Raw genomic sequence first — 12,358 nt, 5'->3', positions numbered from 1 at the left:
GCGTGTAGGCTAAGGGCGATACATCCAAATCAGCAACGGTGTTAGGGACATGGCGATTCTCGCTTTTCAGCAGACCTTTCCAAAACTGGCCGGTGGGGTGTATGTGGCACCGTCGGCGGATGTCATCGGGGATGTCGAACTTGGTGCGGATGTCAGCATCTGGTTTCACTGTACGGTGCGCGGCGATGTCAACGACATCCGCATCGGGCGGGAGACGAACATCCAGGACAACAGCGTGCTTCATGTGACGGGCGGGCAGTTTCCGCTCCGTATCGGACAGGGCGTGGTCGTTGGGCATCGCGTCATTGCGCACGGCTGCACCATTGGCGACCACTGCCTGATAGGGATGGGCGCGATCATTCTCGATGGGGCGGTCATTGGCGAAGGCAGCATTGTGGCCGCCGGAGCGGTCGTCCCGGAAGGCATGGTGGTGCCGGCCGGGATGCTCGTTGCCGGTGTGCCGGCGAAGGTCAAGCGTCCCGTCACCGACGTGGAGCGCGCCCGGATTGCCGAAGGCGTCCGGCACTACGTTGAACTCAAGAACATCTACCTGCACGCGGCCGCGCCGGGGCGTTATGCCACACCCGGTACGTAGCCGTCTCCGGAGGGCGCTCCGTAGGGCAGGCTGCGGAAAAACCAGATGTAGAGCACCAGCAGGCCGAGGTAGATGAGCGTGAAGAGACCGCCCATCAGCCACGTCAGCATCGCGCCGATGATGGCGCGTCCCAGCGGCGCCCGGAACACCACGGCAAAGGCGATGATCTGTCCCAGAAAGAGCAGGGGGAACTTGATAAGCCACGACACCGGCGCCAGAAACGCCACGATGAGCAGCCCGATGTCCACGGCCCGCGCCACGGCCGCCTGCCGGAAGGTGGCTTCGCGCATGCCTGTGGACTGGATGGCGAAGCGGTAGGACCAGAGCGTGAACAGGGAATAGGTCACATAGAAAACGATGAAGTAGGTCCAGATGCGCATCCAGGGAATGCCCGGAAGCCAAGGTAAGAGCCAGGGTGGAAGCCATGTTTCCGACATAGGGGCAACCTTTCATCCGTGGTGTTCGACCTGCCGGGGCGCCGCCGACGGTGTTGTGTGCGCAGCCGGTGACGCCAACCCGTCCGCCTGCCACAGGGGAGCGCCGACAGCGAGCAGCCACGCCAGCCCGAAACCGTAGCCGGCGACGACATCCAGCAGCCAGTGCGCGCCCAGAAAAATCCGTGACAGCCCGACCAGCCCGACGAGTATGGCACAAAGGGACAGAATGACCGTACGCCTGCTTCCCGGCGGCAGCTTCCGGCAGGCAAAGCCGCCCAGCCCGCCATAGAAGGCCGTGTAGAACATGACGTGCCCGGAAGGAAAGCTCCATCCGTTGGCCGTCACGTAGAGCTGAACGGCGTCCGCTGCCGGACGGGCGCGCGCCACCAGCGCCTTGAGACCCAGATTGAGCAGAAAGGCCCCGCTGCCGGCGACGGCCAGCGTCTGCGCTTCCCGTCGCCAGCCGTGCCGCGCCAGAAGGCTGCAAACAACCAGCATCAGCAGTCCCTGCCGCAGGACATCGTTGCCGGGCCACGAAATGGCCTGTAATGGGCCGTGGAGCCACGTCCAGCCCTGTACCTGCCGGGTCAGGGCCAGTTCCCAGGCCCACGGCTGCGGATGCGCCAGCACCAGCCCGGACATCGCCAGCGCCGCCAATCCGGCCGCCAGACCAAGCTGATGCCGCAGCGACAGAACACGCAACGGTTTCATGCCAGAGATGTGTGGCGTAAGGTTCGGGCCGCCGTCAACGCACTGACTTCCGCGGCCCCGGCCGCCAGCAACGCCCGGGCTGCCGTATCGAGCGTGACCCCGGAAGTGAGCACGTCGTCCACCAACAGGACGCGCCGGTTGGCAATCAGGCGCGGACGAATCACCCGAAACGCGCCCTCCAGCGCCTGCCGCCGGGCGCGCGCATCGAGTCCCGCCCGGTGGGGATAGGTCTCAATGACCCGCGCCACGGCTTCCGTCACCACGGGACGGCGCGCCACCTGCGCCACGGCTTCGGCCAGCCGTACGGCCTGATTGTAGCCACGCGCCCGTTCCCGGCGCGGCGCAAGCGGAATGGGCACGAGGATGTCGCTCGTGTGCAGCACAGACTGCTCATGCCAGGTGGCGTGAAGACGCTGCACCAGCGGCGTCGGCAGCCGGGGCGTGTGTTTGAGTGTCAGCAGGGCTGTGCGCAGCGCGCCGGTGTACACGCCGCCCGACCGCGCCCAGGTCAGAGACCAGTTGGCGCACTGGGCGCACTGTTTTTGGGGCTGAACCATGGTGGCGTCCGCAGCAACCCAACGCCCGCAGCGGTGACAGCCCGGACGGTAGCGCGACTGCTCAGCGAACCATGCTTCCCAGCAGGCGCGGCAGGCTGTGCCGTCGGCCTGCCGTTCAACCCACGCGCCACACTGGCGGCAGACCTGCGGCGCGAGCAGCAGCAGCACCGCATCGCTTCCGGCTTCGAGGATGTGGCGGGCGGACTGGTACAGCTTTCCAACCATGACTTTCCAGGCATGACCGGACATAACCGGTGCGCCCACCCGACGCCGGGTGGAGGTTCAGGGACAATCGTTGGTTGGGTCTTCGCGATCGCAGGGCAGGATGTCTTCCAGCGCCTGAAGCCGTCCCACGACAGTGTTGCGCCGCAGGGTGAAGTTTGTGCCCTTGTCGCCTTCACCCAGATAGACGTTCAGCCCGTATTCGGTCGTCGGCCGCCCGGTTTCACCGTCGAAGCTGTAGAACAGCCGGTAGTTGTACTCACGGTTCCGAAAGCGGACGGACGCCCACTCCCGTTGGAAGCGCGTGTAGTGCGCATAGTAGAAGCGTTGCTGCGAGCCGGCGCGCTCGGCGGGGTATTCGAGTTCGATCCGGCCGGGCCGTCCAAACCGGTACTGAAGATAGCCGCGCTGGGCCGTGAGATTGGGCGAGCCGCACAGGCAGGCCATTTTGCCGCCCGTCGTCACCGCGCCGAAGATGAGTTGTTCGTTGGCGGTGCAGAGCATCTTCTGGCTCTGGGCCGACGCGGTTGTGGGCGGAGTTGAAGCCAGGGGCAGAAAACCAAGCCCCAGACCAAGGGCGGCGGCCAGCAGTGTTTTCGGGAGAGACATGGCGGGTGGTTCCGGGTTGGGTGTCAAGGGAGGGACAGCCGGCATCAGCAGACGGCGAGGTGCCGCGGGCATCATGTGCCGCTGATGGTCATTTCGGCAATTTTGAGCGTTGGCGCGGCCATGCGTCCGCGAAAGTCGAGGTCATTGCCGATCATTTCAATCTGTTTGAGCATGGTCAGCAGGTTGCCGGCAATGGTGACTTCCTCGACGGGGAAGGTGAGTTCGCCGTTTTCAATCCAGCGTCCGGCTGCCCCACGTGAATAGTCTCCGGTGACGCCGTTGACGCCAAAGCCGATGAGTTCCGTCACGTAGAAGCCATGGTGGACGGAAGCGATGATGGCTTCCGGCGGGTGCGGGCCGGGAACGAGGTACATGTTGTTGACGCCCACGGAGGGCGCGCCGGTCAGGCCGCGTGCGGCGTTGCCGGTGGTGCGTTCGCCCAGTTTGCGCGCCGTGTAGGTGTTGTGCAGGTAGCTTTCGAGCCGGCCTTCGCGGATGACCGTTGTCCGGCGCGTCGGCACGCCTTCCCCATCGAAGGGCCGCGAGCCGAGGCCGTTGGGCATCCGGCCGTCGTCTATGATCGTCACCAGCGCCGAGGCCACCTGCTCGCCCAGTTTGCCGACCAGAAAGGAAGCCTTGCGGAAGATGGCGTCGCCGGAGACCGCGCCGAAGACGTGTCCGATGAGGCTGGCGGCGACTTCCGGCGCAAAGACAACCGGGCAGGTCTGGGTCGGGACGCGGCGCGCGCCGAGCTTGCGTATTGTGCGCTCGGCCGCCCGGCGGCCCACGCTGGCCGGGTCTTCGAGGCTGGCGAGCCGGCGGCGGGCGTCGTACCAGTAATCCCGCTGGAGGCGGCCGTCGGCGTCGCGCGCCACCGGCACCGTGGCCAGGGAAAGCGAGGTGCTGCGGTATTCGCCGACAAAGCCCAGCGAGTTGGCCAGCACCGTGTGCCCGGCGCTGCTGTCCACGCCGCCGCCTTCAAAGTTGACAATGCGCGGGTCATACGCCTGCGCGGCCTGCTCGGCCGTGAGCGCCAGCCGGATTTTTTCCTCGGCCGACAGCGCCAGCACCGCCGGGTCATACAGGTCGAGGTCAGGGATTTCCGTCGCCAGATCGGCCGGGTCGGGAAGCCCGGCGGTTTCGTCCACCGAAGTGGCGCGCGCCAGCGTCAGCGCCGTCTCGACGAGTTCATCCAGAGCTGCCGGAGAAAAGTCCGAAGTGGAGACCGAGGCCTGCCGGCCATCCAGCAGAACGCGCAGCCCCAGACCGCGACTGCCGGCTTCCTTGACGGTTTCAATTTCGCCCAGGCGCACAGAGGCTGAAAACTCGATGCTCTCACGGAAAATGACTTCGGCGGCTGTGGCCCCCAGGCGACGCGCCCGCTCGATGACCGAGATGGCCAGGTCAGGAGCCGTACTCTGCGGCACTGTGTGTTCCACGTGGGTCTCCAAGGGTGAACTGAATCCGGGGCTATGCTAGAAGGTGGCCTTTGGCAACTGCAAGCTGTAACCTTGCAGCGGAACGCTTGACAATGGCGTGGCTGCGTCGCACCGTTGCCATATCCAGTTCATCCCATTTCCCGGCAGACAGGCAGACCGCCGAGGTCTGTGCTTCGTTCTGCCGTAAAGGATTCGTCAATTGTTATGAAAAAGGTCGGCGTTTTGGTCGGGCGTGAAAACACCTTTCCGCCAGCACTCATCGAGCGCATCAACATGCAGTCGCAGGACACAGGGGTGATGGCCGAGTATATCACCATCGGCGGCGTCCGTATGGATGCCGTGTGCCCCTATGCCGTCATCATTGACCGCATCTCCCATGAAATCCCGTTCTACCGGGCGTACCTGAAAAACGCCTATCTGTCAGGAACGGTCATTGTCAACAATCCCTTCTGGTGGTCGGCGGACGACAAGTTTTTCAACTACTCCATGGCGATCCGGCTGGGGGTGGCCATTCCCCGGACGGCACTGCTGCCCCAGAAAGAGTACATGGAGCGCATCACTTCGCAGTCGTTGCGCAACCTGCAATTCCCACTCGACTGGCAGGCGATTGTGGACTATGTGGGCCTGCCAGCCATTCTCAAGCCGCACGATGGCGGCGGCTGGCGGGATGTCTATCGCATCAACTCGCTGGAGGAGCTGATTCAGGTCTATGACCGGACGGGGCAGCTCTGCATGACGCTTCAGGAGTTTGTCAAATTCGACCGTTACGTACGGTGCTACTGCATTGCCAAGCAGCACGTGCTCATCATGCCGTACGATCCGGCGCGGCCCTATCCGACGCAGTATCTCGACATCCGCCCCGAAGACTATCTCGAACCGGAACTGCAAGCCCGGATCGTCCGTGAGAGCCGCCTGTTGTGCGAAGCCCTTGGCTATGACATCAACACCATCGAGTTTGCCATTCAGGATGGTGTCCCCTATGCCATTGACTTCATGAATCCCGCACCGGACGCCGATTCATTCTCGGTCGGCCCGGTGAACTTCGAGTGGATGGTTTCAACCGTCAGCCAGATGCTCATCCGGTTGGCACAGGAGGGCCGTCCCCAGGAGCGGACGCATACCTTCCGGTGGCAGGAGATGATTGCCGAGCGGATGTAGCGGTCTATCATGCTGGGCATGGACGCGGACACAGCATCGTTCTGGGAGGAGAAATACCGGGCTGACCTGACCGCCTGGGATCGCGGTGGCGTCAGCCCTGCCCTGGAGCACTGGCTGGCCGAAGGGGCGCTGAAGCCCGGCCGGATTCTCATCCCCGGTTGTGGCTACGGTCATGAGGTGCTGGCGTTGGCCCGGCGCGGTTTTGAGGTCTGGGGACTGGACATTGCGCTGACTCCGGTGCGGCGGTTGCAGGAGAAGCTGGCGCAGGCGGGACTGACGGCCCACGTGGTCGAGGGGGATGTCCGCACCTGGCAGCCGGAGCAGCCCTTCGATGCGGTTTATGAGCAGACCTGCCTGTGTGCGCTGTCGCCGGAGGACTGGCCCCGTTACGAGGCGCAACTGTGCCGCTGGCTGCGACCGGGCGGGCGGTTGTTTGCCCTGTGGATGCAGACCGACCGGCCCGGCGGGCCGCCCTACCACTGCGGGCTGGAAGCGATGCGCGTGCTGTTTGCGCTGGAGCGTTGGCGGTGGGTGGAGCCGCCCCAGCGCACAGTGCCCCATCCGACGGGATTTTTTGAGTATGCCGCCATCCTTGAGCGCCTGGTGTGAAGACCTTTCCCGGCCGGGCGCACAAAACGTTCCATTGTTGACACACTCTTTGGAGAGACCATGGAAAGCAACCCGACGTTGAAAGCTGCAATTGCCCACTACGACGCCCTGCTCCAGGAAACGCCTACCACACTGACTGAATCCCGTGATTTTCTGGCTGCCCGCAGCGCCGAAGAGAAGATGATTTTTGGCGGACGGCCGCTGTCGCCCTACCTGCGCCCTCACTTCATAACGGCCGAACAGTGGCGCTACCTGTGTGCTGAATGTGCACGCATCTGGGAGTGTGTGGAGATTGTGGGGCGCACGGCGCTGACCGACCGCCGCATCTATGATGACTTGGGCATCACGGACGGCGAAGCCCGCCTGATTGAAATTGACCCCGGCTACACCGGGATTTCCATCACCTCCCGACTCGATTCGTTTCTGACCGAAGAGGCGTTTTCCTTCGTCGAACTCAATGCCGAAAACCCGGCCGGGATTTCCTACTGCGAGGTCATGGCGCGTATCTTTATGGACTTGCCGGTGATGCAGCGGTTTGTGGAGAAGCATCCGGTCATGCCGCTCTATGCACGACATCTGCTGCTGGAGACGCTCCTGACGGCATACCAGGAATGGAGCGGTGGAACGGACAAGCCCCGCATCGCCATTGTGGACTGGGAAGGCCTGCCCACGCAGTGTGAGTTTGAGCAGTTTCAGGCCTACTTCCAAAGTGAAGGTTTCGAGTGCATCATTGCACCACCGGAAAAGCTGGACTACCACGCGGGCCGGCTCTGCTGTGGGGACTTCAAGATTGACCTGGTGTATCGGCGTGTGTTGACGAATGACATCCTGGAGCGCCCGGAGGAGTGCAAGGCGCTGGTCAATGCCTACCGCGACCGCGCTGTGTGTGTGGTCAACGGCTTCCGCACAAAGTTTGTCCACAAGAAGATGTTTTTTGGTGTCCTGACCGATGAACGGTATGCGGCGCTGTTTACGCCGGAGCAGCAGGCGGCCATTCGGGCGCATATTCCGTGGACGCGCCGCCTGGCTGAAGGGAAGACGACCTACGCCGGCGAAACAGTGGACTTGCTGGAGTTCATCCGCGCCCATCAGACGCGGCTGGTCATCAAGCCCAATGATGAATACGGCGGCAAGGGGGTGGTCGTCGGCTGGGAAGCCACACCGGCGGAATGGGAGACGGCAATTGCCGAAGGGCTGCGCGGCGACTATCTGGTGCAGGAAAAAGTCCCCACCGCCCACGAGGTCTTTCCCCACTTCACGCCAGAAGGCGAGATTACTTTCATTGAGCAGCTTGTGGACCTCGACCCGTTACTGTTTCACGGCAAGGTGGGCGGCGCCTTTACCCGGCTGTCGAGCACGGCGCTGTGCAACGTCACCTCTGGCGGCGGCATGGTGCCGACGTTTGTTCTGAAGGATTGACACCCAGACCAGTACCCGCGGCCGGTGTTTTCGGGCGGGAGTCAGTCAGGGTTGGTTTGTGGCAGGGTGTTTGGCAATTGGGAGTTTGGTCAGTCAGTCTGCATTGGCAAGAGGATAGCGTATGGCTCAGGAGTTCACACTCGGTATCGAAGAGGAGTTCCAAATTGTTGACCCCAACACCCGTGAGTTGCGTTCACGGGTCGCCGAAATTCTGGATGAAGGCATGATGCTGCTCGGCGAGCAGCTCAAGCCGGAAATGCACCAGTCCATGGTTGAGGTGGGCACGGGGGTGTGTCGCAACATTCAGGAGGCGCGCGCGGATGTGGTCAGGCTGCGCCGTACGGTGGCGATGCTGGCCCACAAGAAAAACCTGCGGATCGTGGCGGCTTCGACCCATCCGTTTTCCCACTGGAAAGACCAGGAGATTACGCCCAATGAGCGGTATTTCCAGCTCATCGAGGAAATGCAGCAGTTGGCGCGGGCGCTGTCCATCTATGGGCTGCACGTTCACGTCGGAATTGAAAACCGCGACGATGCCATCCACATCATGAATGCGGCGCGTTACTTTCTGCCGCATATCCTGACGCTGAGCACCAGCTCGCCATTTTGGATTGGCCGCAATACAGGTCTGAAGTCCTATCGTTCAGAAGTCTTCAAGCAGTTTCCACGCACCGGCATTCCAGATTACTTTGGCTCGGCCAGCGAGTTCGATAACTACGTCAAGCTGCTCATCAAGACGGGTTGCATTGACAATGGCAAGAAAATCTGGTGGGACCTGCGCCCCCATCCGATTTTCCCCACGCTCGAATTTCGGATTTGCGACCTGCCATCCAAGGTGGATGAGGTCATTGCCATTGCCGCGCTTTTTCAGGCCGTGGTGGCCAAGCTCTACAAGTTGCTGCGCCAGAACATGGGCTTCCGACTCTACCGCCGCATGCTCATCGAGGAAAACAAGTGGCGCGCCGTGCGCTACGGACTGGACGGAAAGCTGCTGGATTTGGGCAAGCAGGCGGAAGTGCCGGTGCGGTCGCTCATTCTGGAGTTGCTTGAGTTCGTGGATGACGTGGTGGACGATCTCGGAAGCCGGTCAGAACTGGAGTACATCCACACGATTCTCAAGGAAGGAACGAGCGCCGACCGCCAACTGCGGGTTTTCGAGGAAACCAATGGCGACCTGCACGCCGTTGTGGACAACCTCATTGAGGAGACCCTGCAGGGTGTTCTGGAACCCGGTGTGGTCTCTGCGGCTTCCCCACAACCGGCATAGGTGTCCGGTATCCGTCGGGTTGGTGCGGCTGGGTGCATTGGCCGGGCCGGATTGCGCTATACTTGAGCTGCAAGTCTGCAAAAAGAATTGACTTGGCAGGACTTGGAAAGGTTCATCAAATATGTCACGCGAAAAGAGTGCTGCGGTAGGACGCGAAAAAACAGTCGCGGCCGAAAGGAGAGAGGCGGAACCGGCTTCCCTGAGTCTCGTTCCGGCCTCAGTAGCAGACGTTGAACTGCCCCGCCGCGAGGGGAAAGAATCCATCAATACCGTCAACGGCACGAGTGGGTATCATGAACGGCGTCCGGTGCTGGAGTTGATCGCCACGCTGGAGGCCTGTCGCGGTGAGCGCCACATCGTTGCCATTCAGAACTTTCCTGACCCGGACGCCATTGCTTCGGCGCTTGCCCACCAGATGATTGCCGCCACCTTCGGGATTACGGTGGACATCGTGTATGACGGCTTTATCAGCCATCAGGAAAACCTGGCGCTCGTCCAGCTCTTGCAAATCGAACTGCTGCACTACGACCCGACAATCGATCTGAAGCAGTATCAGGCCAGCATTTTCATTGACAACCAGGGCACGACCACAACCCTCACCAGCAAGCTCCGTGAGGCCGGCGTCAAGCCGCTGGTGATTGTGGACCACCACGAGCGGCAGGGACTCATTGACGCCGTGTTCACCGACATCCGCAAGGTTGGCGCCACGGCGACGATCTATGCCGAATATCTGCGGGATGCCTTCCCGCTCGAAAAGAACAATCCCCAGCACGTACGGCTCGCCACGGCGTTGATGCATGCCATCCGCGCGGAAACCAACGGGATGATTCGGGCGCGGGAGTGTGACTTTCAGGCGGCTGGCTACCTGTCACAGTTCGTGGATGCCAGCCTGCTGAGCGAAATTCTGAACGTCAAGCGGTCAAAACGGGCAATTGACATCATCAACCTGGCGCTGGAGAAGCGCATTGTCCGTGACAACTACAGCATTGCCGGGGTGGGTTACGTCCGGTATGAGGACCGGGATGCCATTCCGCAGGCGGCCGATTTCCTGTTGACCGAGGAGAACATTCACACGGCCGTGGTGTACGGCATCATCACCAAGGAAGGTGAGCGTGAAGTCATCATTGGGAGCCTGCGTACCTCGAAAGTCACCCTCAACCCGGACCAGTTCCTGAAGTCAGCGCTTGGGCGGGACGCCAACGGAAACTACTACGGTGGCGGCAAGCACGAAGCCGGTGGCTTTGAGATTCCCATTGGCTTTTTGTCGGGGACATACGACGAAGACTTCATGCGCTCGAAGTGGAAAATCTACGACGCCATGGTGAAACGCAAGCTGCTGGAAAAGATTGGCGTCATCGAGAATCAGTCCACCACTGCCGTCATCCGTCCGCCGGTCCCGGAGCGGCCTGACGAGTAGCGTCAGGAGTCTTGGTAAGCCATGCCTTTCCGGGCCCGGCGCGCGTTGTGGATGAACTGGTCTCACTCACCACGCCCCGGCTGGGAAGCCACGGGTCTGAAAGGTGTGGCCGGGGCGGTCTATGTGTACCTCTACGCGCCGCTGCTGGTGCTCCTCTGGCTTTCCTTCACGGCAGCGCCGGTGGCGGACTTCGGAGCCGGGTTTATCGGCGCGTGGTACGTGAAGGTGCTGCGCAGCCCGGCCTTTCTGGCAGCCATCCAGACGAGTCTGCGCGTGGCGCTCTCCGCCACGTTGATTGCCCTGGTGTTGGGAACGGCGGCGGCCCTGGCGCTCGGCCGGCACCGGTTCCGGGGACAGACCTGGCTCGAATGGCTCTTCTACCTGCCGGTAGTGACCCCGGAAGTCGTGGTTGGTTTTGCGTCGGTGGCGCTGCTGGCGCAGTTTGGGCGACCGCTGGGCTTCTGGTCGGTACTCATCGTCCACGTAGCCTTCTGTACGCCGTATGTCGTGTTCATCGTCCGGGCGCGGCTGGCCGGGTTTGACGAACGGTGGCGCGATGCAGCACTTGACCTGGGGGCGACGCCAGCGGCGGTCTTCTGGCATGTGACGTTGCCCTGGTTGCTGCCAGCGCTGGTTGGAAGTGGACTGCTGTGCTTTGCCCTGTCGCTCGATGACTGCATCGTGACGAGTTTCGTTGCCGGGGATGGCGTCACCACGCTGCCGGTACTGCTCTACTCGAAAATGAAAACGGGGGTATCCCCGGAAATCAACGCTGCCGCCGGTCTGCTGCTTATCCTGACGGTGGTGCTGGTTGGGGCGGCGCAACTCGTGCAGCGGCTTCAGCGCCTGCCCCGGTGGGGCCGCGTCAGCCTGGGCACGACCTGCCTGGGGCTGCTTGCTGTAGCCGTGGGCCCAACACCGCATGGGGATGTGGCCACGACCCTGCATATCTACATCTGGTCGAACTACACCTCTGAAAAGCTGCTCCGTAACTTTGAGAAGCGGTATCGCTGCCGGGTCGTGGTCGAAACCTACGACTCGAACGAGGCTCTGCTGGCCAAGCTTCAGACCGGAGTGGCCCGCTATGATCTCATTGTTCCGAGCGACTACATGGCGGGTGTACTCATCCGGCAGGGGTTGCTGCGTCCGATTGACCGGTCCCGGCTGACGAACTGGCACTACCTCGACCCGGATTTTCTGCATGCACCCTACGATCCTGAAAATCGCTACACGGTGCCCTACACGTTCGTTGTCACTGGCATTGGCTACCGGCGGGACAAGGTGCCGGAGCCGGTAGAGCACTGGGATGCGCTGTGGGATACCCGCTACCGGGGACGTATTGCCATGCTGGATGATCAGCGGGAGTGCTTTGCGGCGGCCCTGCGCCGGCGCGGCGCTTCGCCCAACAGCCAGGATGAGCAGGAAATTGCGCGTGCGGCCGATGACTTGGCAGCGCAGAAGCCGCTGGTCAAAACCTACGACAGCGCGACCTTTGAGCAGCTTTTACTCAATGGCGAAGCCTGGCTGGTCCACGGGTTCAACGGTCAGATTGCCAAAGCTGCGCGCCAGAATCCCAACATTGCCTTTGTTGTGCCGCAGGAAGGCGGGACGCGGGCCGTGGACTGCCTGGCCATTCCGGTCAATGCGGCCCACCCGGAGCTGGCGGAACAGTTCATTGATTACGTCCTCGAACCACAGGCCTCGGCTGAAATCGTGCAGGTCACAGGTTACGGAACACCCAACCGCGCCGTACGGGACTTCCTCCCGCCGGACTGGGCCAACAACCCCTATGTGTTTCCGCCGGAGACGTGGCTGCGGCGCTGTGCCGTCATTGAAGATGTCGGTGCAATTTTGCCGCGATACGATTACTATTGGACAGTTATCAAGTCCAGGTAGTCACCAATCCCCTCAAGCCCGG

Annotated in this window: 12 protein-coding genes; 7 read left to right on the top strand and 5 right to left on the bottom strand. The window is 62.2% G+C overall.

The window, feature by feature from the left end; translation table 11 throughout:
- Positions 1-49: 49 nt before the first annotated feature.
- Positions 50-595, top strand: a complete 546-nt coding sequence (locus CABTHER_RS08915) for a gamma carbonic anhydrase family protein (protein ID WP_014100301.1) — start codon at positions 50-52, stop codon at positions 593-595.
- Here CABTHER_RS08915 and CABTHER_RS08910 read toward each other — a convergent pair.
- The 5 genes from CABTHER_RS08910 to CABTHER_RS08890 all read right to left on the bottom strand — a co-directional run bounded on the left by CABTHER_RS08910 (position 574) and on the right by CABTHER_RS08890 (position 4,570).
- Entirely contained in the window at positions 574-1,032 is a 459-nt protein-coding gene (locus CABTHER_RS08910) for a hypothetical protein (RefSeq protein WP_041569178.1), read from the bottom strand. The genes CABTHER_RS08915 and CABTHER_RS08910 overlap by 22 nt on opposite strands.
- Positions 1,033-1,044: 12 nt before the next feature.
- The gene (locus CABTHER_RS15870; RefSeq protein WP_014100299.1) at positions 1,045-1,743 is read right to left on the bottom strand and encodes a phosphatase PAP2 family protein; all 699 of its coding nucleotides are present in this window, start codon (positions 1,741-1,743) and stop codon (positions 1,045-1,047) included.
- Positions 1,740-2,525: a ComF family protein gene (locus CABTHER_RS15865; RefSeq protein ID WP_212770218.1), complete on the bottom strand. Its 786-nt coding sequence runs from the start codon at positions 2,523-2,525 to the stop codon at positions 1,740-1,742. The genes CABTHER_RS15870 and CABTHER_RS15865 overlap by 4 nt, the downstream gene beginning before the upstream one ends.
- A 57-nt stretch (positions 2,526-2,582) precedes the next feature.
- Complete coding sequence (locus CABTHER_RS08895; protein ID WP_014100297.1) at positions 2,583-3,131, bottom strand: hypothetical protein; 549 nt, start codon at positions 3,129-3,131, stop codon at positions 2,583-2,585.
- Between the two features lie 71 nt (positions 3,132-3,202).
- Positions 3,203-4,570: a TldD/PmbA family protein gene (locus CABTHER_RS08890; RefSeq protein WP_148264002.1), complete on the bottom strand. Its 1,368-nt coding sequence runs from the start codon at positions 4,568-4,570 to the stop codon at positions 3,203-3,205.
- 204 nt (positions 4,571-4,774) lie between these two features.
- Here CABTHER_RS08890 and CABTHER_RS08885 point away from each other — a divergent pair, with 204 nt between their 5' ends.
- The 6 genes from CABTHER_RS08885 to CABTHER_RS08860 all read left to right on the top strand — a co-directional run bounded on the left by CABTHER_RS08885 (position 4,775) and on the right by CABTHER_RS08860 (position 12,336).
- Positions 4,775-5,728, top strand: a complete 954-nt coding sequence (locus CABTHER_RS08885) for an ATP-grasp domain-containing protein (protein WP_014100295.1) — start codon at positions 4,775-4,777, stop codon at positions 5,726-5,728.
- An 18-nt stretch (positions 5,729-5,746) separates the two neighbouring features.
- A complete protein-coding gene (locus CABTHER_RS08880; protein ID WP_041569795.1) occupies positions 5,747-6,337 on the top strand; it encodes a methyltransferase domain-containing protein in 591 nt (196 codons plus the stop codon).
- Positions 6,338-6,397: 60 nt separating this feature from the next.
- The gene (locus tag CABTHER_RS08875) at positions 6,398-7,756 is read left to right on the top strand and encodes a hypothetical protein (RefSeq protein ID WP_014100293.1); all 1,359 of its coding nucleotides are present in this window, start codon (positions 6,398-6,400) and stop codon (positions 7,754-7,756) included.
- 121 nt (positions 7,757-7,877) lie between these two features.
- Positions 7,878-9,023, top strand: coding sequence for a carboxylate-amine ligase (locus tag CABTHER_RS08870; protein WP_014100292.1), 1,146 nt, complete (start codon positions 7,878-7,880; stop codon positions 9,021-9,023).
- A gap of 121 nt (positions 9,024-9,144) precedes the next feature.
- A complete protein-coding gene (locus CABTHER_RS08865; RefSeq protein WP_014100291.1) occupies positions 9,145-10,440 on the top strand; it encodes a DHH family phosphoesterase in 1,296 nt (431 codons plus the stop codon).
- A 21-nt stretch (positions 10,441-10,461) separates the two neighbouring features.
- Positions 10,462-12,336, top strand: coding sequence for an extracellular solute-binding protein (locus CABTHER_RS08860; protein ID WP_041569176.1), 1,875 nt, complete (start codon positions 10,462-10,464; stop codon positions 12,334-12,336).
- Positions 12,337-12,358 lie beyond the last annotated feature (22 nt).

This window comes from Chloracidobacterium thermophilum B (genome assembly GCF_000226295.1).
In the GTDB taxonomy this organism is placed as follows: domain Bacteria; phylum Acidobacteriota; class Blastocatellia; order Chloracidobacteriales; family Chloracidobacteriaceae; genus Chloracidobacterium; species Chloracidobacterium thermophilum.
Note: the sequence above shows the minus strand (reverse complement) of the source record. Positions and strands in the feature narration are given on the sequence as shown.